The sequence below is a fragment of the Mameliella sp. CS4 genome (genome assembly GCF_019392335.1).
GTDB lineage: Bacteria > Pseudomonadota > Alphaproteobacteria > Rhodobacterales > Rhodobacteraceae > Antarctobacter.
The window spans coordinates 54,359-78,552 of sequence record NZ_JAHXRQ010000018.1; the positions used below are offsets into that span (position 1 = coordinate 54,359).

General features: G+C 67.3%; 22 protein-coding genes. 12 read left to right on the plus strand and 10 right to left on the minus strand.

Annotation, left to right across the window (positions count from 1 at the left end; translation table 11 throughout):
* The gene (locus KZZ07_RS19085; protein ID WP_219516474.1) at nt 1–1,284 is read right to left on the minus strand and encodes a phospholipase D-like domain-containing protein; all 1,284 of its coding nucleotides are present in this window, start codon (nt 1,282–1,284) and stop codon (nt 1–3) included.
* Complete coding sequence (murJ, locus tag KZZ07_RS19090) at nt 1,281–2,828, minus strand: murein biosynthesis integral membrane protein MurJ (protein WP_219516476.1); 1,548 nt, start codon at nt 2,826–2,828, stop codon at nt 1,281–1,283. Before murJ ends, KZZ07_RS19085 begins: the two co-directional genes overlap by 4 nt.
* A gap of 348 nt (nt 2,829–3,176) precedes the next feature.
* Here murJ and KZZ07_RS19095 point away from each other — a divergent pair, with 348 nt between their 5' ends.
* On the plus strand, nt 3,177–3,611 hold the full coding sequence (locus tag KZZ07_RS19095) for a hypothetical protein (RefSeq protein ID WP_219516478.1): 435 nt from the start codon (nt 3,177–3,179) through the stop codon (nt 3,609–3,611).
* On the opposite strand, the gene KZZ07_RS19100 is transcribed toward KZZ07_RS19095, so the two are convergent.
* Together KZZ07_RS19100 and KZZ07_RS19105 are read right to left on the minus strand one after the other, a co-directional pair.
* Nucleotides 3,608–6,403, minus strand: a complete 2,796-nt coding sequence (locus tag KZZ07_RS19100) for a [protein-PII] uridylyltransferase (protein WP_370631206.1) — start codon at nt 6,401–6,403, stop codon at nt 3,608–3,610. The two genes, KZZ07_RS19095 and KZZ07_RS19100, sit on opposite strands and share 4 nt — an antisense overlap.
* Nucleotides 6,363–7,550, minus strand: coding sequence for a penicillin-binding protein activator (locus tag KZZ07_RS19105; RefSeq protein ID WP_219516480.1), 1,188 nt, complete (start codon nt 7,548–7,550; stop codon nt 6,363–6,365). Before KZZ07_RS19105 ends, KZZ07_RS19100 begins: the two co-directional genes overlap by 41 nt.
* A 99-nt stretch (nt 7,551–7,649) precedes the next feature.
* On the opposite strand from KZZ07_RS19105, the gene rsmI reads away from it, so the two are divergent.
* The 4 genes from rsmI to KZZ07_RS19125 all read left to right on the plus strand — a co-directional run bounded on the left by rsmI (nt 7,650) and on the right by KZZ07_RS19125 (nt 10,838).
* Entirely contained in the window at nt 7,650–8,537 is an 888-nt protein-coding gene (gene rsmI, locus KZZ07_RS19110; RefSeq protein ID WP_219516481.1) for a 16S rRNA (cytidine(1402)-2'-O)-methyltransferase, read from the plus strand.
* Nucleotides 8,527–8,913, plus strand: a complete 387-nt coding sequence (locus KZZ07_RS19115) for a YraN family protein (protein ID WP_219516482.1) — start codon at nt 8,527–8,529, stop codon at nt 8,911–8,913. Before rsmI ends, KZZ07_RS19115 begins: the two co-directional genes overlap by 11 nt.
* Nucleotides 8,914–9,003: 90 nt before the next feature.
* Nucleotides 9,004–9,939, plus strand: coding sequence for a glutathione synthase (gshB, locus tag KZZ07_RS19120; RefSeq protein WP_219516483.1), 936 nt, complete (start codon nt 9,004–9,006; stop codon nt 9,937–9,939).
* Complete coding sequence (locus KZZ07_RS19125) at nt 9,936–10,838, plus strand: alpha/beta hydrolase fold domain-containing protein (protein ID WP_219516484.1); 903 nt, start codon at nt 9,936–9,938, stop codon at nt 10,836–10,838. The genes gshB and KZZ07_RS19125 overlap by 4 nt, the downstream gene beginning before the upstream one ends.
* Here the strand turns inward: KZZ07_RS19125 and KZZ07_RS19130 are convergent.
* Both KZZ07_RS19130 and KZZ07_RS19135 read right to left on the minus strand, forming a co-directional pair.
* The gene (locus KZZ07_RS19130; RefSeq protein ID WP_219516485.1) at nt 10,804–12,318 is read right to left on the minus strand and encodes a YifB family Mg chelatase-like AAA ATPase; all 1,515 of its coding nucleotides are present in this window, start codon (nt 12,316–12,318) and stop codon (nt 10,804–10,806) included. The two genes, KZZ07_RS19125 and KZZ07_RS19130, sit on opposite strands and share 35 nt — an antisense overlap.
* Nucleotides 12,319–12,416: 98 nt before the next feature.
* Nucleotides 12,417–13,289 (minus strand): glutathione S-transferase, encoded by an 873-nt coding sequence (locus KZZ07_RS19135; protein WP_219516486.1) that lies wholly within the window; start codon nt 13,287–13,289, stop codon nt 12,417–12,419.
* Nucleotides 13,290–13,499: 210 nt separating this feature from the next.
* Here KZZ07_RS19135 and KZZ07_RS19140 point away from each other — a divergent pair, with 210 nt between their 5' ends.
* From KZZ07_RS19140 to KZZ07_RS19165, 6 genes are all read left to right on the plus strand, one after another.
* Complete coding sequence (locus KZZ07_RS19140) at nt 13,500–14,378, plus strand: RNA polymerase factor sigma-32 (protein WP_219516487.1); 879 nt, start codon at nt 13,500–13,502, stop codon at nt 14,376–14,378.
* Nucleotides 14,375–15,160, plus strand: a complete 786-nt coding sequence (locus KZZ07_RS19145; protein ID WP_219516488.1) for a ChaN family lipoprotein — start codon at nt 14,375–14,377, stop codon at nt 15,158–15,160. Before KZZ07_RS19140 ends, KZZ07_RS19145 begins: the two co-directional genes overlap by 4 nt.
* A 142-nt stretch (nt 15,161–15,302) precedes the next feature.
* Nucleotides 15,303–16,550 (plus strand): bifunctional phosphopantothenoylcysteine decarboxylase/phosphopantothenate--cysteine ligase CoaBC, encoded by a 1,248-nt coding sequence (gene coaBC / locus KZZ07_RS19150; protein WP_219516489.1) that lies wholly within the window; start codon nt 15,303–15,305, stop codon nt 16,548–16,550.
* A gap of 4 nt (nt 16,551–16,554) precedes the next feature.
* The gene (gene dut, locus KZZ07_RS19155; protein ID WP_219516490.1) at nt 16,555–17,025 is read left to right on the plus strand and encodes a dUTP diphosphatase; all 471 of its coding nucleotides are present in this window, start codon (nt 16,555–16,557) and stop codon (nt 17,023–17,025) included.
* Nucleotides 17,025–18,077, plus strand: a complete 1,053-nt coding sequence (locus KZZ07_RS19160) for a HesA/MoeB/ThiF family protein (RefSeq protein WP_219516491.1) — start codon at nt 17,025–17,027, stop codon at nt 18,075–18,077. Before dut ends, KZZ07_RS19160 begins: the two co-directional genes overlap by 1 nt.
* 111 nt (nt 18,078–18,188) lie before the next feature.
* Nucleotides 18,189–20,210: a M3 family metallopeptidase gene (locus KZZ07_RS19165; protein ID WP_219516493.1), complete on the plus strand. Its 2,022-nt coding sequence runs from the start codon at nt 18,189–18,191 to the stop codon at nt 20,208–20,210.
* Nucleotides 20,211–20,245: 35 nt separating this feature from the next.
* Here the strand turns inward: KZZ07_RS19165 and KZZ07_RS19170 are convergent, their stop codons facing one another.
* Nucleotides 20,246–20,428: a hypothetical protein gene (locus KZZ07_RS19170; protein ID WP_219516494.1), complete on the minus strand. Its 183-nt coding sequence runs from the start codon at nt 20,426–20,428 to the stop codon at nt 20,246–20,248.
* A 76-nt stretch (nt 20,429–20,504) separates the two neighbouring features.
* Entirely contained in the window at nt 20,505–21,497 is a 993-nt protein-coding gene (locus KZZ07_RS19175; RefSeq protein ID WP_219516495.1) for a TraB/GumN family protein, read from the minus strand.
* A gap of 86 nt (nt 21,498–21,583) precedes the next feature.
* Here KZZ07_RS19175 and KZZ07_RS19180 point away from each other — a divergent pair, with 86 nt between their 5' ends.
* The gene (locus KZZ07_RS19180) at nt 21,584–22,261 is read left to right on the plus strand and encodes a DUF2161 domain-containing phosphodiesterase (protein WP_219516496.1); all 678 of its coding nucleotides are present in this window, start codon (nt 21,584–21,586) and stop codon (nt 22,259–22,261) included.
* Here the strand turns inward: KZZ07_RS19180 and KZZ07_RS19185 are convergent.
* Together KZZ07_RS19185 and KZZ07_RS19190 are read right to left on the minus strand one after the other, a co-directional pair.
* Nucleotides 22,258–23,181 carry a DMT family transporter gene (locus KZZ07_RS19185; RefSeq protein WP_255564451.1) on the minus strand — a complete coding sequence of 308 codons (924 nt, stop codon included), beginning with the start codon at nt 23,179–23,181 and terminating at the stop codon, nt 22,258–22,260. The two genes, KZZ07_RS19180 and KZZ07_RS19185, sit on opposite strands and share 4 nt — an antisense overlap.
* Nucleotides 23,182–23,262: 81 nt before the next feature.
* The gene (locus KZZ07_RS19190; RefSeq protein ID WP_219516497.1) at nt 23,263–24,192 is read right to left on the minus strand and encodes an L-lactate dehydrogenase; all 930 of its coding nucleotides are present in this window, start codon (nt 24,190–24,192) and stop codon (nt 23,263–23,265) included.
* Between the last annotated feature and the right edge of the window lie 2 nt (nt 24,193–24,194).

The following is a 24,194-nucleotide window of genomic DNA, read 5'->3' on the forward strand; positions in this document are numbered from 1 at the left end:
TCAGAACAGGTCGTCGGGTAGCAGGCTGCGGCGGGGCCTGTCCCCGGACAGGGGCAGGGCGGGGCCATGCGCGGTCCAGGTCGCGGCGCGGTCCGGGTCGCCGGAGAGGCCGGTGCCCAGATGGGCCAGCAGGGTTTCGGTCAGGCGCTCGTCGCGGATCAATGCCGCCGCCTCGCTGTTCCAACGGCAGGCGCGGCGGGTCAGCGAGGCGGAGCCGATCACGGTGATCCCGTCCACCAGGCACAGCATGCCCTCGGACTGCGGATCGGAGACCAGCGCCAGCCGGTCGCCATAGGCCGCTTGCAGGCGGGCCAGTGCGGCGCCCTGCAGCGCGGCGGCGCGGGTGTCATCCCATGTGCCTCGCGTCTCGGGCGGCAGCAACAGGATCAGGTGCAGGTCCGGGGTCTGCGCGGCCTGTGCCAGTGCCTGTGTCAGGCCATCGTGGCGCAGGGCGCTGGTGCGGATCAGGATGCGTCGGCGGGCGGTGCTGAACAGACGGACCAGCGCCGGTTCGACATCGTTGGCAAGCGTCCGGGGCGCCAGGCCTGTGCGGGGGCGTGATTGTGTTCGCAACAGGCGCAGGTCATCGCGGCTTTGCGGGCGGGTCGGGTTGTCCAGGGCGCTGCCCGGTGCGGCGAGGGCGGCGCCACTGTCCAGCGCCGCGGCCCAGCAATCGGCGAAATGCCCCCGCAGGGCACCACAGAAATCCGCATCCGCGATGTGCAGAGCCATGACAGAGGGGGCGTCGGTTGCAAGGTCCGGGCCGCCGATCACGGCACCGGCGCCATCGGCCAGGGCAAATGCCTGGTGGATCTCTGCGGGGCGGGCGCTGGCGCCGCCCTGGACCAGGGCGCGCTGGACCGGGGTCAGGCGCGCCGGGTCCTCGGCCCGGATTGCGGTCAGTGCGGGGGTAAGGCGGCGGCGCAATAGGGCGCCGCGCAGGCCGTGCGCCACATGTCCATGCGGGGCGCAGATGAGTTGAGCGCCACCTTGCAGGACATCGGCAAACCCCGAGGCGCGGCGCCAGGCGGCGCGGTGGGCCTGCACGGCCAGCAGGGGATCGGGATCGGCCACGAGGATGCGCAGCGACAACCCGCGCCGGGACAGCAGCGCCAGCATGTCGCCCCATGTCTCAAGCCCGCGCTCGTGCAGCTCCGGCAGGACCAGCGGCCTGTCGGGCGCAAGGCGCGGCAGGCAGAGCAGCAGCTCTGACCGGGCGCTGGCGGCAAGGGATTCGAGCGCGGGGGCCGCCTCACCGGCAGAGAGCAGAGCGCGCAGTGTCACGCGCGGGACCGTTTGAGCATGGCCTTGATCTCGGACAGGCGGAAGGCGCCCAGGGCCTGCCCGGCGATGCCGTAGGTGATAATGCCCATCCCGATCAGCCCGGCAAGCACGGCCAGCCGCAGGTAGGGCAGGGCCAGCCAGGGTGTCAGGACGATGTTCAGCCCCCAGAGCACCCCGCCCATCACCAGCGAGGCGGCCACGATGCGCCAGAGCCTCTGGCGGAAACGGTCGTCGAAATGCGCCACTTCGCCCATCGCCTTTGCGCCGCGCGCCAGTTGCCAGACCATGACCCAGCCTGCCAGCGTGGTGGCGATGGCGGGGGCAAGCCAGCCGATCGTGGGCGCCAGCCCGATGGCCACCACCGCGTTGATGACCATCGCCCAGACTGCAAATCGGAAGGGGCTGCGCGTATCCTCACGCGCGAAGTAGAGCGGTTGCAGCACCTTCTGCAGCACGAAGGCGGGCAGGCCGAGGCCGTAGATCGCCACCGCCGTGGCGATGGCGGCGCTGTCGCTGGCGGTGGTCGCGCCACGTTCGAAGAGGACCGAAACCATCGGCAGCGGGATCGCCACCAGTGCCACGGCGGCGGGGACGGTCAGGGCGAGGCTCAGTTCGCCCGCGCGGGAAAACGCGTTGCGCGCGCCGCCGTCGTCCTGCGCCTTGAGCCGGCGCGACAGGTCGGGCAGCAGCACGATGCCCACGGCGATGCCCACCACGCCCAGCGGCAATTGGTACAGCCGGTCGGCGGCATAGAGCCAGCCCACCGCCTTTTCGAAGTGGCTGGCGACTTGCTGGCCCACCAGCAGGTTGATCTGCATGACGCCGCCCGCCAGCGCGGCAGGCACCGCGATCACGACGAGCCGTTTCATGTCCGGTGTCAGGCGCGGGCGTCCGGGGCGGATGCGCACACCCGCGCGGTCGGCGGCCACCCAGACCAGGGCAAGCTGCGCCATACCCGCCACGGGCACCGCCCAGATCAGGTACTGGATCACCTCGCCCCCCAGCGCGGCGCCAAGGCCCATCGACAGGCAGACGAGGATGTTCAGCAGCACCGGCGCGGCGGCGGCGGCGGCGAAATGGCCGGTAGCATTCAGCGCGCCGGAAAACAGCGCCGCCAGCGAGATCAGCAGGATATAGGGAAAGACCACCCGCCCAAAGCCCACGGTCAGGTCGAACCGCGCGTCCCCGGCAAAGCCGCCCGCGGTGGCCCAGACCAGCGCGGGCATGAAGATCATCGCCAGTGCGGTCAGCGCCAGGAGCACCGTCGCCAACCCGTTGAGCGCGTCGCGGGCAAAGATCAGCGGATCTTCCTCGCCTTCGTATTTCTTGGAAAACAGCGGCACGAAGGCGGCGTTGAAGGCGCCCTCGGCAAAGAAGCGGCGAAAGAGATTGGGCAGGCGAAAGGCCGCGACAAAGGCGTCCATGACCGGGCCGGGGCCGATCAGGGCGAGGATCATGACCTCGCGCACGACGCCCAGAACCCGGCTCATCAGGGTCCAGAAGCCGACGGTCATGACACCGGCGACAAGGCGGATGGGTTTCATGGGCTTGCTCGCTTGCTGCTCTGTGCTCCCGCTTAGCCGAAAGGGCAGGGTGGCGGAAGGGGCGCGGATCAGAGCAGCGGCCGCATCAGGGCGGTGGTGCGGTCGGCGGTGAGGGGGGCAAGTAGGACGCCGCGCCATGCCAAAGACGTGATCCGCGTGCGCATGGTGTCGCTTGCGCGGGCCCTTTCATGACACCGGGGCCGAAGGATGTGTGCACGCGGGGTGATTTTGGGGGGTATGTTCCTGCCGGATCACTCAACCGCTGTGATGTTTCGGTGATGCCGAGTACCTCTTGACGGGTGACGTCTCGGGTTGCACCGTGATGTCATCCCAAAAGGTCGTGTGCGCGTGCCAGTCACTTTCGAGGTCTTGCCCCGGTTCAACCTGGTTCTCGTGCATTTCCGCGGAGAGGTCGGGACCGAAGAGCATATCGAGTCCTTTCTCGAATATGCCGGGCACCCGCTGTACGACAGGCATCAGCACGCCTTGGTGGACATGGCGGACTGTACGCTGCACGACGCCTATTTCGCCGACATGCAGCGGCTGGCCTACCGGCTCAAGGGCTATTACGCCGAACGGGATCACGCCTCGCGCACGTCGGTCCACGCGCCGGGGGACGTGGTTTACGGGATGTCGCGGATGTACCAGTCGATCACCGATGGCCTCAGCCCCTGGGAAACCGGGGTCTTTCGCACCCGGGACGAGGCGATGGCCTTTGTGCATGTTGCGCCCGAAAGCCCGCAGGGTGCTTGCCTGCGGGCGATCTGGGATGCAGCCAGTTAGCCGCGCGCGCGTTCGGCGCCTTCCTCGATGGCCGAGCGCAGTTTCTTCTCGATCTGGTCGCGCTTGACCTTCGAGTGCAGTTTCAGCCCGAACATGTCCTTGACGTAGAAGGTGTCGACCACCTGTTCGCCGTACGTCGCGATCACGGCGGAGGCGACGTAGATGTTCAGCCCGGCCAGTGTCCGGGCCAGGTCGAAGAGCAGGCCGGGGCGGTCGCGGGTGTCGACCTCGATGATGGTGAAGATCTCGGAGCCGTCGTTGTCGAAGGTGATGTGGGTCGGAACCCTGAAGGCCTTTTCGCGCTTCTTGAGCTTGTCCTTGGGCTTCATCGCTTCGCGGGCGACAACCTCGCCCATCAGCGTCTTGCGGATGGTCTCGCGCAGGCGCGGGATGCGGCTGTCCTCGTAGGGTGAGCCCTCGGCGTCCTGGATCCAGAAGGCGGCGGTGGCGTAGCCGTCCTTGGTGGTGAAGGTCCGCGCGTCCACGACGTTGGCGCCGGACAAGGCCAGTGCCCCGGTCAGACGAGAGAAGATGCCCGGGTGATCCTGCAGCGCGAAACAGACACGGGTGGCGTCGCGGTCCTCGTCGGGGTGGATGTCGATGGCGATCTCGTCTTGCTTGAGGTCGCGCAGCAGCTTGGCAAAGACCACATGGGCGGTGACATGCAGGCCCTGCCAGTAGGGATCGTAGTGGCGGCTGGTCTCGGCGGCCAGCGCCAGCGTGTCCCAGTCCGACAGCGCCTCGCGCAAGTTCTCGCGCGCCTCCGTGCCGCGGTTCTCGCGGTTGAGCGCCTCCATCCCGCCTTCGAGCGCGCGGCGTGTCTGGCGGTAGAGGGCGCGGATCAGCGCCGCCTTCCAGTTGTTCCAGGTGTCCGGGCCGACGCCGCGGATGTCGCAGACCGTCAGCACGCAGAGCAGGTCCAGCCGTTCGCGCGTCTGCACCGCCTTGGCAAAGCCGCGCACGGTGCGCGGGTCGGCGATGTCGCGTTTCTGGGCCATGTCCGACATCAGCAGGTGATAGCGGACCAGCCATTCAACGGTGGCGCTTTCGGATTTCGACAGGCCCAGGCGCGGCGCGACGGTGCGCGCGATGCGGGCGCCGAGGATCGAGTGATCCTCGTTCCGGCCCTTGCCGATGTCATGCAGCAAGAGTGCGACATAGAGCACGCGGCGGTTGATGCCTTCCTTGAGGATGGTCGAGGCGACGGGAAGTTCCTCGGTCAGGTTGCCGTGCTCGATCTCGGACAGGTTCCAGATGCACTGGATGGTGTGTTCGTCCACCGTGTAATGGTGGTACATGTTGAACTGCATCATCGCCACGATGGGCGCGAATTCGGGAATGAAGGCGGAAAGCACCCCCAGTTCGTTCATTCGGCGCAGGGCGCGTTCGGGATTGCCGTGTTTCAGCAGCAGGTCCAGGAACAGCGTCCGCGCCTCGTCATCCTCGCGGAAGGCATTGTCGATCAGGTGCAGGTTGGCCTTGACCAGCCGCATGGCGTCCGGATGGATCAAGAGGCCGGTCCGCAGCCCTTCCTCGAAGACCCTGAGCAGGTTCAGCTTGTCGGACAGAAAGGCGGCGTCATCAGCGATGGCCAGCCGGTTGTGCACGACCTTGTAGCCATCCTTGACCTGCGGCGGCCGGTGGAACAGGCGCTGGATCAGCGGCGCGCCCTTGGTGTGGTCGGCCTCCAGCGAGGTCAGCAGGATGCGCGTCAGGTCGCCCACCGAGGTGGCGTGGCGGAAATAGTCCTGCATGAACCATTCCACGGCGCGCCGCCCGCCCCGGTCGTTGTAGCCCATCCGCCGCGCCACCTCGACCTGCATGTCGAAGCTCAGCAACTCGTTGGCGCGCCCGGCGGCCAGGTGCAGGTGGCAGCGCACCGCCCAGAGAAAGCGTTCCGCCTGGACGAAGGTTTCGTATTCCTCGGGCCGGAACACGCCGGTCGTCACCAGTTGCGAGACATCGTCGGTGTGGTGGACATACTTGATGATCCAGAACATCGACTGCAGGTCGCGCAGCCCGCCCTTGCCCTCCTTGACGTTGGGCTCGACCATGTAGCGCTGGCCCTGCTTGTCGTGGCGGGCGTCGCGTTCGCTCAGCTTGGCCTCGACGAATTCACGCGCTGTGGCGTTGAACAGGTCGTTCCACAGGGTGCGGTCCAGGTCGTCGGCGAGACCCGCGTCGCCGGTCAGGAACCGGCTTTCCAGCATCGCGGTGCGGATGGTGAAATCCTCGGCCCCGAGGCGCAGGCAGTCGCGCACGGTGCGCGAGCTGTGCCCGACCTTCAGCCGCAGGTCCCAGAGGATGTAGAGCATCGACTCGATGACGCTCTCGGCCCAGGGGGTGATCTTGTAGGGGGTGAGGAACAGCAGGTCGACATCCGAGAAAGGCGCCATTTCCCCGCGCCCGTAGCCGCCGACTGACAGCACCGACAGGCGTTCGGCCTCGGTCGGGTTGGGCAGGCGGTGCAGCACCTCGGTGGCGACCTCGAAGGCCAGGTGCACGATGCAATCGGTGATCCAGGTATAGGACCGCGTGGTGCGGCGGGCGCCGAAGGGGGCGGCGGCAAAGGCCTCTGCCACCTTGGCCCGGCCCGCGTCGAAGGCGGCGCGCAGCGTCTTGACCGTGTGCTTGCGCACGTCCGTTTCCGGCGCGCCCTTGGGCATCCCGGCGAAAAGCGTGCCGCGCACCGCCGGAAGATCAAAGATCTCGGCGGCGGGCGCGATCAGGTTGTCGGGAAGCGTCTCGGACTCAGAGGCCGCCGCCTGGGAGGCTGCTGGGGGCAGGGTCAAGGATCACCATCTGTTTGTCTTTTACCGTGGCGATGGCCAGCGCGCGCTGGTTTGCGCCATTGCTCATCAGGCGGAATACACCGCCCGTGCCGGTAAAGCCAGTCGAGGTGAGCGCCGTGGCCGACAGCGCATCGTTGCGGCCCTGCGCGGCCAGCGTGCCGATGGCGGAAATCCCGTCGTAGGCCAGCCCGGCCAACGGATGCGGCGCGGTGCCGTAGGTGCTGTTGTAGCGACCCGAGAAGCTTTCCAGCCGGGCCACGTTCGGCACCGCGAACCAGGCCCCGTCAGAGGCCGCCAGGCCAAAGAGATCCGGGCGCACGTCCCAGCGGGTCAGGCCGATGTATTGCACCTTTGCGGGGTCCACCCCGGCCCCGGGCAGGCGGTCGAGCAGGATCGGCATGGCCTCGTTGCTGGCGGCGGTGGTGATGAAAATACTGTCGGCGGCGCCGGAGGACACCACGCGGCCCGCGGCGCTGGCCGCTGCCGAAACACCCTCGATCGACAGCTGGTAACCCTGGCTGCCGACGATGTTGACCCCGTATTCCTCGGCCGCCTTTTCGATCGCCAGCTTGCCCAGCTGTCCGGCCACGTCCTCGGAGTAGATCACCACCATGTTGGATTTGCCGTTGCGGCGGGCGTGGGCCATCATCCGGCGCGCGGTGTTGTCGAAGGTCGAGCCGAGGATGAAGACGTTGCCGCCGGCGATGGTGGGGTTGTTGGAAAAGCCCAGCACGTTCACACCCTCGTCCGCCACGGCGAGGCCGGCGGCGTTCACCGCGTCGGCACGCAGCGGGCCCAGGATGATCTTGGCGCCTTCGTCGACGGCCTTTTGCGCGGCGGCGGCGGCGGCGGGGGCCTGGCCGCCCGTGTCATAGACGCGCAGGTCGATGGTCACACCTTCACCCAGATCGGCCATCGCCAGCCGGGCGGCGTTTTCCAGCGAGGTGGCGATCGGCGCGGCCCCCTGATCGGATTGCGGCACAAGCAGGGCCACAGGGATCGGTTTGCCCGTATTGATGCGTGGACCGTCGCCGCCTCCGCCGATATTGGTCAGCGCAGAGGGGTCACAGGCCGCCAGCGCGGCTGCGGCGGCCAGACCGGCCAGCGGGCGCAGCGCCTTGCGGAAATTGGAAAAAATGGCGAACATGGACGGTGGACTCCCTCGTTTCTTGCGCGACATGCGCGGCACGGGCGGCGCGCTGAGCGATTTGGCGACGATCATAGAGAAGGGCGAAAGGGGGGACCAGTGACGAATCCGGAAAGCGCCGGACAGGGTGGCGGATTGACGCCGGGCTTGTACCTTGTGGCCACACCCATCGGTAATGCGCGCGACATTACGCTGCGCGCGCTCGACCTGCTGGCGACGGCGGAGGTGCTGGCGGCCGAGGACACGCGCAGCCTGCGGCGGCTGATGGAACTGCACGGGGTGGCGCTGGGCGACCGGCCCTTGGTGGCTTACCACGATCACAACGGCGCGCGGGTGCGGCCGCGCCTTCTGGCGGACCTGGCGGCGGGGAAATCGGTGCTTTACGCGTCCGAGGCGGGGACGCCGATGATCTCGGACCCCGGGTTCGACCTGGCGCGCGCCGCCGCCGAGGCCGGGTTCCCGGTCACCAGCGCGCCGGGGGCCAGCGCCGTGGTCACGGCGCTGACGCTGGCCGGGCTGCCCACGGACAGGTTCCTGTTCGCCGGCTTCCTGCCCAGTGCGGGCGGGCCTCGTAAATCGGCGCTGCGCGACCTGTCGGGCGTGCCCGCGACGCTTGTGTTCTACGAATCGCCCCGACGCCTGCCCGAGATGCTGTTGGCCGCGCAGGATGTGCTGGGCGACCGCGAGGCGGCAGTCTGCCGGGAACTGACCAAGAAATTCGAGGAAGTCCGGCGGGGGAGCCTGTCAGAGCTGGCTGATCACTACCGCGAGACCCCCGCCAGGGGCGAGGTGGTGGTGCTGATCGGGAAAGGGGATTCAGGATCTGTTAGGGAAATTGACCTAGAACAGGAAGTGAACAAGGCGCTGGAAACGATGTCGGTCCGCGATGCGGCGGATTTCGTTTCGACGCGGTTCGCGGTGAAACGGCGTCCGGTCTATCAACTGGCCATGCGCCTCTCGGCAAAAGGGGATGACGATGGCGCTTGATTTCGCAGGTGTGGCGGGCCGGGTCGATACCGGGCGGTGCGGTTATCACGCGGGCCTTGCGGCCGAGATTGGCGTGGCCGCGGATTATGCCCGCCGGGGCTATCCGCTGCTGGCGCGGCGATGGCGCGGCCGATCCGGTGAGATCGACCTCGTGCTGCGCGACGGTGACGGGGTGATCGTCGTCGAGGTCAAGAAAAGCCGCAACTTCGACCGGGCCGTCGAACGCCTGTCACAGCGCCAGATCGGGCGGTTGCTGCGCGCGGGCGAGGAGTTCCTTGGCACGATGCCGCGCGGGTCCCTGACGGATATCCGTTTCGACGTGGCGTTGGTGAACGGTCATGGTGAGATCCGCGTGATCGAAAACGCCCTCTGCTGAGGGACGGCCCTGCGTTCCCGCAGGGCCTAGGTGCATTGCACCCGGCCCCGTCCTGCGCCATCTATGGCGGACGCATTGCAGGGGACGCCGATGAAGATCGCCTTTCAGATGGACCCGATCACCGGGGTCGATATCAACGCCGACAGCACGTTCCGCCTCGCCGAAGAGGCGCAGGCGCGCGGGCATGAACTGTTCTACTACGGGCCGGATCAACTGGCCTACGAAGAGGGGCGTATCACCGCGCGGGGGCACTGGATGACGGTGCAACGGGTGGCGGAGAAACCCGCCATCCTTGGGGATCGCGTCGCGGTCGACCTGGGGGATATGGACGTGATCTGGCTGCGCCAGGATCCGCCCTTTGACATGCATTACATCACCACCACCCACCTGCTCGACCGGCTCAAGGACGACGTTCTGGTGGTGAATGATCCCTTCTGGGTGCGCAATTCGCCGGAAAAGCTTCTTGTCCTGAACTTTCCCGACCTGACACCGCCCACGGCCATCGCCCGCGACCTGGAGGTGCTGCGCGCCTTCCGCGAAAAGCACGGCGATGTCATCGTCAAGCCGCTTTACGGCAACGGCGGCGCCGGGGTGTTCAAGCTGGGCGCCTCGGACGGCAACCTCAGTTCGCTTTATGAGATGTTCACAGGCTTTTCGCGTGAACCGCTGATCGTGCAGAAATACCTGCCCGCCGTGTCCAAGGGCGACAAGCGGGTGATCCTCGTCGATGGCGAGGCGGTGGGCGCGATCAACCGCGTGCCTGCCAAGGGCGAGGTGCGCTCGAACATGCACGTGGGCGGCCGCCCCGAAAAGATCGAGTTGAGCGACCGCGACCGCGAGATCTGCGCCCGGATCGGGCCGGTGCTGCGCGACAAGGGCCAGGTCTTTGTCGGGATCGACGTGATCGGCGACTGGCTGACAGAGATCAACGTGACCTCGCCCACGGGTATCCAGGAACTGGAGCGGTTCGACGGTATCAACGTGGCCGAGAAAATCTGGCAGGCGATCGAGGCCAAGCTGGCATGAGCCTGATGCGGCCGCTCCTGAACCGCTGGTTGCGGATGACGGAACGGCCGCACCTTGAACGGGGCATCTCGGTGCCCCGCCTGCGCGCCTCCTTTGAACGGAAGGCGCGCCTTTTCTTTTTCGCCCCTCGGGGCACGCGGCAAAGGCGCGATGCCCTCGACGCGGTTCCGGTCCTCTGGGTCAACGAGGATCTGCCCGGGCCGCTGATCCTCTATTTCCACGGTGGCGCCTATGTCATGGGCTCTGCGGACACGCACCGGGCCATGGTCGCCTGGCTGTCGCGGGCGGCCCGGTCCCCGGCCTGCCTGGTGGATTACCGGCTGGCGCCGGACCATCCGTTTCCCGCCGCCCTCGAAGATGCGCTGACGGCCTACCGGGCGGTGATGGCGCATCCTGCCGGGGTCGTGCTGGGCGGGGACAGTGCGGGTGGCGGGCTGGCGCTGACGCTCTTGGGTGAGATCCGTCGGCAGGAACTGCGACAGCCCTTGGGGACTTTCGCGCTGTCTCCGCTGACGGACATGACCTTTTCGGGCGACAGCGTGACGCGCAATGCCGAGAGCGACGTGGTCCTGCCGGTCAGCCGCACCCATGAAACTGCGCTTCTCTATGTCCCGCAGGATGTTGATCGGCGCGATCCGCAGGTTTCCCCCCTCTGGGCAGAGTTCACCGGGGCGGGGCCGGTCTGGCTGTCGGCGGGGGACACGGAAGTCCTGCTGGACGACACGCGGCGTATGGCGGTGCGGCTGCGTGACCAGGGCGTGACGGTACACGAGGACATCGCGCGCGACCTGCCGCATGTCTGGCCGATCTTTCACAACATCCTGCCGGAGGCGCGGATCACGCTGCGGCGGATCGGGCGATGGATCAACTCTCTTTCGCCGACAGCAGGCGATAGCTGAGCGCCTCGGCCACATGCGGGCGGCGGACCGTCTCGGCTTTGTCGAGGTCGGCGATGGTGCGCGCGACGCGCAGCACCCGGTGATAGCCGCGCGCGGTCAGGCCAAAACGGTCGGCGGCCCGGGTCAACAGCGCGCGCCCCTCGTCGTCAGGCGTGGCGATCTCTTCGAGGCGCTGGCCCTCGGCATCGGCATTGGTGCGCAGCGCGTCGTGATCGGCAAAGCGGTCGGCCTGCACGGCGCGGGCGGTGGCGACGCGGGCGGCCACGGTTTCGGAACTGTCGCCGGTGGCGGGAAGGTCGAGATCCGTGAAACCGACCGGCGGCACCTCCAGCCGCAGGTCGAACCGGTCCATCAGGGGCCCCGAGATGCGGCCTAGGTAATCCTCGCCGCAGTTGGGTGCGCGCGAACAGGCCTGTGCGGGGTCGGTGAGATAGCCGCATTTGCACGGGTTCGCCGCCGCGACCAGCAGGAAACGCGCGGGATAGCGAATATGGGCATTGGCGCGGGCCACCATGACCTCGCCGGTTTCGATGGGCTGGCGCAGGGTTTCCAGCACGTTGCGCGGAAACTCCGGAAATTCATCCATGAACAGGACGCCATTGTGGGCCAGGCTGATCTGTCCGGGTTGCGCTGTGCGTCCGCCGCCAATCAGCGCCGCCATCGAGGCGGTGTGATGCGGTTCGCAAAAGGGCCGCGTGCGCGAGATGCCACCATCGGTCAGAAGGCCGGCGATGGAGTGGATCATCGAGGTTTCCAGCGCCTCGACGGGTGTCAGGGGCGGCAGGATGCCGGGCATACGGGCGGCGAGCATGGATTTTCCCGCGCCGGGCGGGCCGATCATCATCAGGTGGTGGCGCCCGGCGGCGGCGATTTCCAGCGCCCGCTTGGCCCGTTCCTGTCCCTTGACATCGCGCAGGTCGCGCGTTGCCGGATCTGTCGTCACCTCGCCCGGGCGGGCCGGTTCAAGCACGTTGTCGCCGGAAAAGTGGCGCACGATTTCCAGCAGGTTCCCGGCGCCGATCACGGTGCAGGCCTCGACCCAGGCGGCCTCTGCCCCCGAGGCGCGGGGGCAGAGCAGGATGCGGTCCTCCTCGGCGGCGGCCATCGCGGCGGGCAGGGCGCCGACCACCGGCAACAGGTCGCCGTCTAGCGACAGTTCGCCCAGGGCGACGGTCTGTGCCACCGCGTCCCGGGGCAGGATGTCGAGCGCCGCCAGCAGCCCCAGGGCAATGGGCAAGTCGAAGTGAGAGCCGACCTTGGGCAGGTCGGCAGGGGCGAGGTTTATGGTGATCTTTTTCGACGGCAGCGCGATGGCCAGCGCGCTCAGCGCCGTGCGCACGCGGTCGCGCGCCTCTGACACGGCCTTGTCGGGCAGGCCCACGATGGAAAAGGCGGGGACGCCGGGGGTGACGGCGCATTGCACCTCGACAGGGCGCGCATTCACCCCCTCGAAAGCGACCGTATGGGCGCGCGCAACCATGAAACTCCCCACGTCAGGACCGGGGCGAGCCTGCCCCGGACGTGGTTAGCAATCGGTTAACGCCCGGGCGCCGGGGTTAATTAATCCTGTCGCAAGGCTCAGCTGGTGCCGTCGCGCATCGCCACGAACTTTGGCCAGGCGTCCGGGTCGTTCATGGTCTTGTCGCGGCAAAAGGCGTTGCAGAAGCCAAAGATGCGTCCCTCTGATTCCATCAGGTGCGTGACCGGATCGCCGGAATATGGGCAGGCGGTGTTTTCCGCTTCGCCGCTTTCGACGGCCCGCGCGGGGCGCGGTGTCGGGCCGGGCCAGGGCAGTTGCGCATAGTCGCGGTCGTACCAGGGCAGGGTCGCGCCGCGGGCCAGACCCATTGCGCGCCAGCGGCGGAAGGCCGGATCGGCCAGATGCGCGGCGACGTAGTCGCGCGCCTGGTCGCCAACGGGCAGGGCATAGCCCGCGATCCGCGCCGCCACGGGGGCGAAGAAGGCGTCTGCCACCGAGTAGGCGCCGCAGAGCCACGGCCCGCGCGACCGATCGAGCGCATATCCCCAGATCGACTCGAGCCGGGCCAGATCGGCCTTCAGCGCCTCGGGCACGGGCGTGTCTGAATAGGCGGCGCGCAGGTTCATCGGGCAAAGGTCACGCAACGTGCCGAAGCTGGAATGCATCTCGGCGGCCAGGCTGCGGGCGGTGGCGCGCATCGCGGGGTCGGCGGGCCAGTGGCCGGCGTCGGGGTGTCGGCTGGCCAGTTCCTCGGCCAGGGCAAGACTGTCCCAGATCACCGTACCGTCAGACAGCACCAGCGTCGGCACCGTGCGGGCCGGGGAAAAGCGCGACATCTGCTCGGCCACGCCGGCCTTCATGAAATCGACGATCTCGATCGTCGCCGGGATGCCGAAGCGGTGGAACAGCAGCCAGGCCCGCAAGGACCAGCTGGAATAACTGTAATCGCCAAGAAAAAGCTTGTCGGACATGGAACCTCTCCAATCACTTGTGCGTTTGAATACAGCACGTGCGGCGCGGCTGGAAATCAGGATTCGTTGCAGACGTGATCACGCCGGCAGATGGATGCGCGCGCATTGATCGAAAATCCACGAAGGCAAAAGTGATCTGCATGTGTGCCACGCGCGTATCAAGATCAGAAGGCCCGGAAACGGGGGCCCGAGATCACCAGGGGAGCGGAAATGGCACTTGATTCTTTCAATGACCAGAGCTTGTCGCGCCGGGCCATGAAGGCCGAACTGCTGGACGCGGAAACCGAGTTGAAACTGGCCTATGCATGGCGCGACGATCGTGACGAAGAGGCGCTGCACCGGTTGATCCAGGCCTATATGCGGCTGGCGATCTCGATGGCGGCGAAGTTCAAGCGCTATGGCGCGCCGATGAACGACCTGATCCAGGAAGCGGGCCTGGGCCTGATGAAGGCCGCCGACAAGTTCGATCCGGATCGTGGTGTGCGGTTTTCGACCTACGCGGTCTGGTGGATCAAAGCCTCGATCCAGGATTACGTCATGCGCAACTGGTCGATGGTGCGCACGGGATCGACGTCGTCGCAGAAGTCACTTTTTTTCAACATGCGCCGCGTTCAGGCGCGGATCGAGCGTGAGGCCGCGGCCTCGGGCGAGGAACTGGACGGGTTTCAGCTGCGCCACAAGATCGCCACAGAGATCGGCGTGCCGCTGCGGGACGTCGAGATGATGGAAGGCCGGCTGTCGGGATCGGACTACTCTTTGAACGCCACCCAGTCGGTCGAGGACGAGGGGCGCGAGTGGATCGACACCATCGAGGACGGTGGCGCGCAGGCCTCTGAGATCGTCGAGAACGAACATGACCGCGAGCAGCTGCGCGACTGGCTGGTGCAGGCGATGGGCGCGCTGAACGAACGAGAGCGGTTCATCGTGCGCGAACGCAAGCTGCGCGAGGAAACCCGGACGCTGGAATCGCTGGGCACCGAGCTGGGGCTGAGCAAGGAGCGTGTGCGCCAGCTGGAGGCGGCTGCCTTCGGCAAGATGCGCAAAGCCCTTGAGGCGCAGAGCGGAGAAGTGCATCACTTCCTGGCATGAAACATGTGATCCTCGGCCTGTTGCTGTTCGCCGGGCCTGTTGCGGCAGACCCCCTTCAGGGCGCGCAGGTGCTTTTCCTGGGCGAGGTGCACGACAACCCTGCCCACCACGCGCGCCAAGCCGAGATCGTGTCAGAGGTACAACCGCGCGCCATCGTCTGGGAGATGCTGGATCCCGATGCGGTGCCGCCTGTCACGCCCGAGTTGATTGGCGACGAGGCGGCGCTGGGCGCGGCGCTGAACTGGGCCGACAGCGGATGGCCCGATTTCTCCATGTACTATCCGATTTTCGCGGCGGCGCCGGGGGCGGCGCATTTCGGCGCGCAACTGCCGCGCGGTGCTGCACGGGCCGCCATGTCTCAGGATCTTGCCGAGGCATTCGGGGACGGCGCGGCGCTGTTCGGGCTGGACCGCCCCCTGCCTGAAGAGCAGCAAGAGCGGCGCGAGGCGCTGCAGATGGCGGCCCATTGTGACGCCCTTCCCGCCGAGATGTTGCCCATGATGGTGAATATCCAGCGCCTTCGGGACGCGCGTCTGGCTATGGCGGCGCTGGAGGCGCTGGAGGCCACCGGCGGCCCGGTTGCGGTCATCACCGGCAATGGCCATGCGCGCAAGGACTGGGGCGCCCCGGCTTTGCTGACCCTGGCGGCGCCTGACGTGGCGATCCTCGCCCTGGGGCAAGGCGAGAACGGGGGGACGGCGCCGGACGGAGGGTTCGACCTGACCGAAAGCGCGCCGCCCGTGGACCGCCCGGATCCCTGCGAGGCTTTTCGCGCGCGGTGAACCTTGTCGATCTGCGCGTGAAGAGCCGGGAGGTCCCGGATCAAGTCCGGGACGAGGTCCGGCATCCGGTGCAGGTGTCCCCGGCCATTGTCTCGGGTCGCGGCTGGGCCTACAACCGCATCAAAGCGATTGGGGCGGGACCATGCTGAACGGGAAACGCATTCTTCTGATGATCGGTGGCGGGATCGCGGCTTACAAATGCCTCGACCTCATCCGGCGCTTGCGCGAACGGGGCGCGGCGGTGACGCCGGTCATGACCCGCGCGGCAGAACAGTTCGTCACACCGCTGTCGGTGTCGGCGCTTGCCGGGGAAGAGGTGCACCGCGATCTCTTTGACCTGACGAAAGAGGCCGAGATGGGCCATATCCAGCTGAGCCGCGTGGCGGACCTGTTGCTGGTGGCGCCCGCCACCGCCGACCTGATGGCCAAGATGGCGGGCGGGCATGCGGATGACCTGGCCACGACCCTTTTGATGGCGACCGATACGCCGGTGATGATCGCGCCCGCGATGAACGTGCGGATGTGGGAACACCCGGCGACGCAGCGCAACCTTGAGGTGTTGCGCGGTGACGGTATGCGGGTGGTCGGCCCCAATGCGGGCGACATGGCCTGTGGCGAACATGGGCCGGGCCGGATGGCCGAACCGATGGAAATCGTCGCCGCGGTCGAGGAATTTCTGTCCAATGGCCCGCTGGCCGGACGGCGCGTGCTGGTCACCTCCGGCCCCACCCATGAACCCATCGACCCGGTGCGCTATATCGCCAATCGGTCGTCAGGGGCGCAGGGGACGGCGATTGCCGAGGCCCTGCGCGACATGGGCGCCGAAGTGGTCTTTGTCACCGGCCCGGCCGAGGCGCCGCGCCCGGCGGGTGTGCAGATCATCGAGGTCGAGAGCGCGCGCGAGATGCGCGAGGCGGTCATGGGTGCCCTGCCGGTCGAAGCCGGGGTTTTTGCGGCGGCGGTGGCGGACTGGCGCGTGCTCAGCGCCTCGGATGCGAAGATCAAGAAAGAGGGCGGCAAGCTGCCGGTGCTGGAGTTCACCGAAAACCCCGACATCCTCGCCGAGGTCTCGAAGCTGGCAGAGGGGCGGCCTCGGCTGGTGGTGGGCTTTGCCGCCGAGACCAATGACGTGGTGGACCACGCTACGGCGAAACGCGCCCGCAAGGGCTGCGACTGGATCGTGGCCAATGACGTCTCGCCCGCGACCGGGATCATGGGCGGGGCGGAGAACGCGGTTGTCCTGATCTCTGACAGCGGCGCCGAGACATGGCCGCGTGCGTCCAAGCGTGAGGTGGGGGCGCGGCTGGCGGCGCGGATCGCCGAGGCGCTGGGGGCTGCGGTGCGCGCGCCGGGCCCTTGGGACGGAACCCGTGGCACGGGCGGAGTTTGAGTATTTGACGAGAGAAGAAACACAGGTTGCGATTGCCGTCGACTGGGTCGAGGGGGCGGACAGGGCGCTGGGGCTGCCCAGCTATGCCACGCCCGGCGCGGCAGGGGCGGACCTGCGGGCCAACTTGGTCGACCGGGGCGAGATCGTGCTGGCGCCGGGGGCGCGGGTGTTGGTGCCGACGGGGCTTCGGATTGCCATTCCCGAGGGCTATGAGGTGCAGGTGCGGCCGCGATCCGGGCTGGCGCTGAAACACGGGATTACCCTGCCCAATGCGCCGGGGACCATCGATAGCGATTATCGCGGGCCGCTGGGGGTGATCGTGATGAATGCCGGGGATGCGGAGTTCGTGATCGCGCATGGTGACCGGATCGCGCAGATGGTGGTGGCGCCGGTGGTGCGGGCGGTGTTCCGCGAAGGGCCGCTGGATGACACCGCGCGCGGGGCTGGCGGTTTCGGGTCGACGGGGCGCGGCTGATGCTGTTCGTGCTGATTCTGGCGGGTGCGATCTGGGGCATCGGGCACCTGATGAAGGTGCCGAAAGTGGCGCGGGGCTACATGCTGGGCCTGCTTTATGTCCTTGTTCTGATGGTGCAGGTGGTGCTGCCTGCGGGGCATCCGCTGCGCGAGGCGACGGGCGGCAGCGCGGCGCTCTGGCTGATCCTGGGCGGCTTCGTGGTGCTGGGATTCGCCTATGCGCTGGGCATACGCCGGTTGAAGGCGCGCGCGGTGCAAAAGGAGGCGGCAGAGGCGCCCGCCCCGGATCCGTCGAAGTTCCGCGAGGGCGAGCTGGACCGCTATGCCCGGCATATCGTTCTGCGTGAGCTGGGCGGTCCGGGCCAGAAGCGGCTGAAAGAGGCGAAGGTGCTGGTGGTCGGCGCGGGGGGGCTTGGCTCTCCGGCGCTGTTGTACCTTGCGGCGGCGGGTGTGGGCACCATCGGCGTGATCGACGATGACGAGGTCGACAGCGGCAACCTGCAGCGGCAGGTGATCCATACGGATGCGCGGATCGGCATGGCCAAGGTCTTTTCCGCGCAGGCCGCGATGGAGGCCCTGAACCCCTATATCACGGTGCGCCCCTACAAGCGGCGCCTGGACGACGAGAGCGCGGCGGCGCTGTTGGACGACTATGACGTGGTGCTGGACGGGACCGACAATTTCGACACGCGTTACCTGGTGAACCGGGCCTGCGTGGCAGCGGGCAAGCCGCTGATTTCCGGTGCGCTCAGCCAGTGGGAAGGGCAGGTGTCGGTCTTTGATCCCACCCATTCCGGGCCCTGCTACCAGTGCATCTTTCCCGAGGCCCCGGCGCCGGGGCTGGCGCCCAGCTGTGCGGTGGCCGGGGTCCTGGGGCCCTTGCCGGGGGTCGTGGGCAGCATGATGGCGGTGGAATGCATAAAGCTGATCTCTGGCGCGGGGGCCGTGTTGCGGGGCGAGATGCTGATCTACGACGCGCTCTGGAGCGAGACCCGCAAGATCACGCTGAAACGCCGCGAGGACTGCCCGGTCTGTGGCGGGGCGGCGGGTTGAACCCCGCCCTACGCGGATTGCGTGGCCGTCACGTCCAGAGAAACCGTTGTTGTGATTGAAGCGGGCGGCGCGGGCGCCTAGCTTTGCCGCAACGAGACAGGAGAAAGCCTCATGACCAACCCCTTGCTTGCCGACTGGGACACACCCTTTGGCATCGCGCCCTTCGCGGAGATCTCGGACGAGGATTTTGCCCCGGCGCTGGAGGAGGCGCTGGCCGCGCACCTGGCCGAGATCGAGGCGATTGCCGATACCCCGGAGGCGCCGACATTCGACAACACCATCCTGGCGATGGAAGGATCGGGCGCGGCGCTGGACAGGGTGCTGGGCACCTTTTTCAACCTTGCCGGGGCGGACAGCAACGACAAGCGGCAGGAATTGCAGCGCGATTTCAGCCCGAAACTCTCGGCGCATTCCTCTGCGATCTACTCCAACGACAAGCTCTTTGCCCGCATCCAGGAGTTGTGGGACCAGCGCGAGGCGCTGGACCTGACCGAGGAAGAGGCGCGGGTGTTGTACCTGACGCATCGTGATTTTGTCCGCGCGGGCGCGGCGCTGGAAGGCGATGCGGCGGACCGGATGAAAGAGGTCAAGTCGCGGCTGGCGGTTCTGGGGACGCAGTTCACCCAGAACCTGCTGAAGGACGAATCCGCCTGGTCGATGGACCTGGCCGAAGAGGATCTTGAGGGCCTGCCGGAATTCGTGGTGGATTCGGCCCGCTCTGCCGGTGAGGCGGCGGGATCGGGTGGCCCGGTCCTGACGCTGTCGCGGTCGCTGATCGTGCCCTTCCTGCAATTCTCTCCGCGCCGGGCCCTGCGCGAAAAGGCCTGGCGGGCCTGGGTGATGCGGGGGGAAAACGGCGGTGAGACCGACAACCGGGGTATCGCGGGTGAGGTGCTGAAACTGCGCGAGGAGCGGGCCAAGCTGCTGGGATATGCGGATTTCGCGGGTTTCAAGCTGGAGACCGAGATGGCGGGCACGCCCGACAAGGTGCGCGAATTGCTGATGGCGGTCTGGGAGCCGGCCAAGACGGCGGCGCTGAAGGACGCCGCCGAGATGGAACAGATGCTGCACGCCGATGGTATCCCGGGACCGCTGGAACCCTGGGACTGGCGCTATTACGCGGAGAAGCGGCGCAAGGCGCAGCACGATCTCGACGAGGCCGAGCTGAAACCCTACCTGCAGCTTGACCGGATGATCGAGGCGGCCTTTGCCTGCGCCAACCGCCTGTTCGGGCTGGAGTTCGCGCCGCTGGACGTGCCGATGTACCATCCCGATTGCCGCGCCTTCGAGGTGACGCGCGACGGCAAACACGTCGCGGTGTTCATCGGGGATTACTTCGCGCGGTCCTCGAAACGCTCCGGCGCCTGGTGTTCGGCCTTCCGGATGCAGGCCAAGCGGCCCGAGGAAAAGACGCCGATCGTGGTCAACGTCTGCAACTTTGCCAAACCATCGGCTGGCAAGCCCGCGCTCTTGTCCTATGACGATGCGCGCACGCTGTTCCATGAGTTCGGCCACGCGCTGCACCAGATGCTGTCGGATGTGGAATTCGGATCTGTTGCCGGGACCTCCGTTGCGCGGGACTTTGTCGAGCTGCCCTCGCAACTGTATGAACATTGGCTGGAAGTGCCGGAGGTGCTTGCCGAATTCGCCACCCATGCCGAGACGGGCGAGCCGATGCCCGAGGCGTTGTTGGACAAGGTGTTGAAGGCGGCGAATTTCGACATGGGATTCCAAACTGTGGAATATGTCGCCTCGGCGATGGTGGACCTGGAGTTCCACTCCGGCGCGGCGCCCGCCGACCCGATGCAGAAACAGGCGGAGGTGCTGGAAAGCATCGGCATGCCGCGCGCCATCGTCATGCGCCACGCGACGCCGCATTTCGCCCATGTCTTTGCGGGCGACGGCTATTCCTCGGGCTACTACAGCTACATGTGGTCCGAGGTGATGGATGCGGATGCCTTTGAGGCTTTCGAAGAGGCGGGTGGCGCCTTCGATCCCGAAACCGCGCAAAAGCTGGAACGGTTCATCCTGTCCCGCGGCGGGTCGGTCGAGGCCGAAGACCTGTACATGCAGTTCCGGGGCCGGATGCCGGGGGTCGAGGCCCTGCTGAAAGGGCGCGGCCTGGCGGCCTGATCACGACAGGGGCGCCGCAGATCGCGGCGCCCTGTTCATTTCTCGGGCGGGTCGGTCAGGAGATTGATCACGGTTGCGCCGAGGATCCAGATGGCCAGCATCAGGAAGGTGGCAAGCCCGTAGGAATAGAGGTTCCCGACATAGCCGCCCAGACCGGCGACCAAGCCCAGGGCGCCGTTCACGCCCTGCAATTCCCTGCGTTTCGATCTGAGGTTCACTGTCCCCTCCCGTCTGCACATGCGGGCAGGTTAGGCGGGGCAGTGCGCGGCTGTCCTTGATCTGGGTTCGGTCGGGTCAAAACGGCAACCGTTCCAGCGTGAACCCCTCGTCCTCGAGCAGTTTCAGCACGCCTTGCTCACCGGCGAGGTGCGCGGCACCGAAGGCGGCGACGACATAGCCGTCGCTGTCGTCCAGCGCCTCTGTCAGGACCGGGATCCAGGCGCGGTTGCGGCCCGAGATGAGCGCACCGTCCAGCACCTCGAAGACCTGGGCGTTTTCCTCAGGCGTCAGGGGTGTCAGCCGAGGAGAAAGCACCTCAAGCACGATCTGGCTGGCGGCATGGGCCTCGCCGAAATAGGCGGTCAGCATGGTCTCGAAGAGGTTTTCGCCGTCTTCGGGCGCGCTGAGGGCGGAACGGACCATCAAAAGCTGCGTGTCCAGTGGCATGTCAGAAAAGGCTGCGAACCCGGTTTCATAGGGTTCCAGCGACTGCGTCGGCACGCCAGCGGCCAAGGCGGCGCGTTCCAGTCTTGCGTCCAGCCCGTTGGCCTCGGCCAGTTGCGCGGTCATGCAGGGCGGGATCGCCAGCAGGATCGAGACATACCAGGGCCGCATCCGGGCGGCCATGAAGGGCGGCATCCCGCGCAGGCGCATCGCCTCGGAAAGGCGGTTCCATTCGTCTTCTGGCAAGAGCTCGGGCAGGGTGCTGTCCTGCAGCAGCAGCATGTCCATCCGGGTCTTGAGCGCGGTTTCCAGCGCCTGTTTCTCGGGCGCGGCCATTTCCAGCAGCAAGAGGTCCGCGCCTTTGATCAGCGGGGTCAGCCGTTCTGCCGGGGCGTCCATACGGGGGTCGCCCAGGTGAAGGGTCCCGATCAGGTGCAGGGTCTTGTCGCCGCGCGTCGCGCGCCAGTGGTTGCCCTGGGCGTAGGGCGTCGCGGCAAGCTGGTCGTCGAAGCGCGCCTGCTCGGCATCGGTCAGCGTGCCCATCAGGTCGCGCCCCTGGCAACTGGCGTAAAGGGGGGCGGTGCAGAGGCTCCAGAGTGTCAGGGCGATCAGGATCAGGCGCATGGGTTCGCTTTCCGGTTGGGGCCCTTTGTGCATAGTCCGGCGGGCAGGTTCTGGACAAGGGGAAGCCCTGCGCAGAGACTGCAGGGATGGAGCGGGAGAGCGATTTATATGCGCCGGTCAAGGCCTTGCTGGAAACGCAAGGCTACACGGTCAAGGGAGAGGTCGGCGCGGCGGACCTTGTCGCCCTGCGCGGCGACGAACCGCCTGTCATCGTCGAACTGAAGCTGCGGATCACCCTGTCGCTCTACCACCAGGCCTGTGCCCGGCTGTCGGTGTCCGACCATGTCTATATCGCCGTGCCACGCCCCACCGGGCGCAGCGCGCGGCGGGCGCTGAAGGACAACCAGGCCATGTGCCGACGGCTCGGCCTTGGGTTCATCACCGTGCGCGGTGATGGCACGGTCGAGGTGCAATGCGATCCCGGGCCCTATGTGCCGCGGCGCAACAAGGCCAAGGCTGCCAAGCTGTTGCGTGCCTTCGAGCGGTTGCGCGGCGATCCCAATGCGGGTGGGGCGACGCGGCACGGGATTGTGACGGGATACCGTCAGGATTCGCTGGCCTGCGCGGCGCATCTGGCCGAACGGGGGGCCTGTCGCGGGCGCGACGTGGCCAAGGCGACCGGCGTCGCGGCGGCGACGCGGATCATGCGCGACAACCACTATGGATGGTTCGAGCGGCAGGGCACAGGTGTCTATGCCCTGACCGAGGCGGGCCGCGAGGGGTTAAAGCACTGGGCCTACAGCTGGGAGGCGCCCCGGCCCTAGGCCTGTGCCTTTTCCTTGCGGGCCGCCAGGCGTTCGCGGTGCAGCGTATACAGCCCCGAGGCGACGATGATGCCGCAGCCCAGCAGCGTCCAGCTGTCGGGCAGATCCGAAAAGACGACGTAGCCGTAAAACGTGCTCCAGATGATCAGCGAGTAATGCATCGGTGCCACGACGACCGCCTGCGCGATGTCCAGGGCACGGATCACCAGCACCTCGCCCAGGGCTGCGGTGACGGCAAGGCCGATGACGATGAGCCAGATCCGCGCCTCGTCCGGGGTGGTCCAGACAAAGGGCAGGGCCAGGCTGACCACGCTGATGGCGGTGAGCGAGGTATAGGCGACCGTGGTGATTACCGAATCCGTACCGCTGAGGCTGCGGGACAGCACCTGGCGCAGCGAAAAGAAACTGGCGGCGGCCACGGCAAAGCCAATGGCGGGATGGAAAACGCCCATCCCCGGGCGGATCACGATCAGCATGCCGACGAACCCGATGCCCACGGCGATCCAGCGCCGGATGCCCACGGGTTCGCGCAGAAAGACTGCGCCAAGGACGGTGACGATGAACGGGGCAATGAAGGTGACCGCGACCACGTCGGCGAGCGGCACAAAACTGACCGCCAGGACAAAGCAGATGGCCGAGCAGACCGCCGTCAGCCCGCGCGTGATCTGCAGCCCCGGCAGGCGAGAGCGCAGGATCTGTGGCCCCCGCAGCAGGATCAGGACGACGACGCCAAGCGCCAGTCCGATCTGGCGGAACCAGACCACCTGAACGGCGTGAAAGCTGTCGGTCAGAAACTTGGCCTGCACATCGCAGGCGGCAAAGCAGAAAAAGCCCGACAGCATGAGGACGATGCCGCGTAGATTGTCGGACCGCGACGGCGGCGGAGCACTGCGCAGGGGCGCGACGGTGGGCGCGGGCATGAGGAAACTCTTGGCTGGGGACTGCGCGGCTTGCGCGTTGGCGCCAACCTAGACCGCTTGCCGGTGACATGGAAGGGGGGCTCAGAGCGGGACAGAGGAGGCGGTCTCGCGCAGCAGTTCGGCCGAGGCGCGCAGGGCGTCGGCCTCGGCGGATGATAGGTCGGGCACCAGATCCTCTGTCACGCCCTGCGCGCCCACCACCCGGGGGACCGAACAGGCGACATCCCGCACGCCCATGACCTCGCCCAGGGTCGAGACAGTCAGGACCGCGCCTTCGTCCTGCGCGATGGCCGAGACGATCCGGGCCAGACCGGCACCGATCCCGTACCAGGTCGCGCCCTTGCCCTCGATGATCGTGTAGGCGGCACGGCGCACGCCGCTGTCGATCCGGTCGCGGACCTCGGGTGTCAGTGGTGCGCCGACCTGCTCGGCGAATCCCTGCACCGAGACCGATCCGGCGCGGGCGGCGGACCAGGCCAGAACCTCGCTGTCGCCATGTTCGCCCAGGACGTAGGCGTGGACCGACCGAGGCGCGATCCCCAGGTGCCGGCCCAGAAGCCAGCGAAAGCGCGCGGTATCGAGGATCGTGCCGGAGGCGATGACGCGCCCGGGCGGCAGACCCGACAGGGCCTGCGTGATCTGACCCATGATGTCGACCGGGTTGGAGGCCACCAGCAGGATCGCATCCGGGCAGACGCGCATCACCTCACCGACCACCGAGCGGAACACGGCGGCATTGCGGCCCAGCAGCTCCAGCCGGGTTTCGCCCGGTTTCTGCCCGACACCGCAGGCCAGGATCACGATGCCCGCACCGGCAAGGTCGTCATAGTCCCCGGCGTCGATCTGCGTGGCCCCGGCGAAGGGGGCGGCATGGGCGATGTCCTCTGCCTCGGCACGGGCGCGGGCCGTGTCGATGTCGACCAGAACGACGCGCGATGCCGCCCCGCGCAGGGTGCAGGCAAAGGCAGCCGCCGCGCCGACCATGCCGCTGCCGATGATTCCCAGTTTCATGG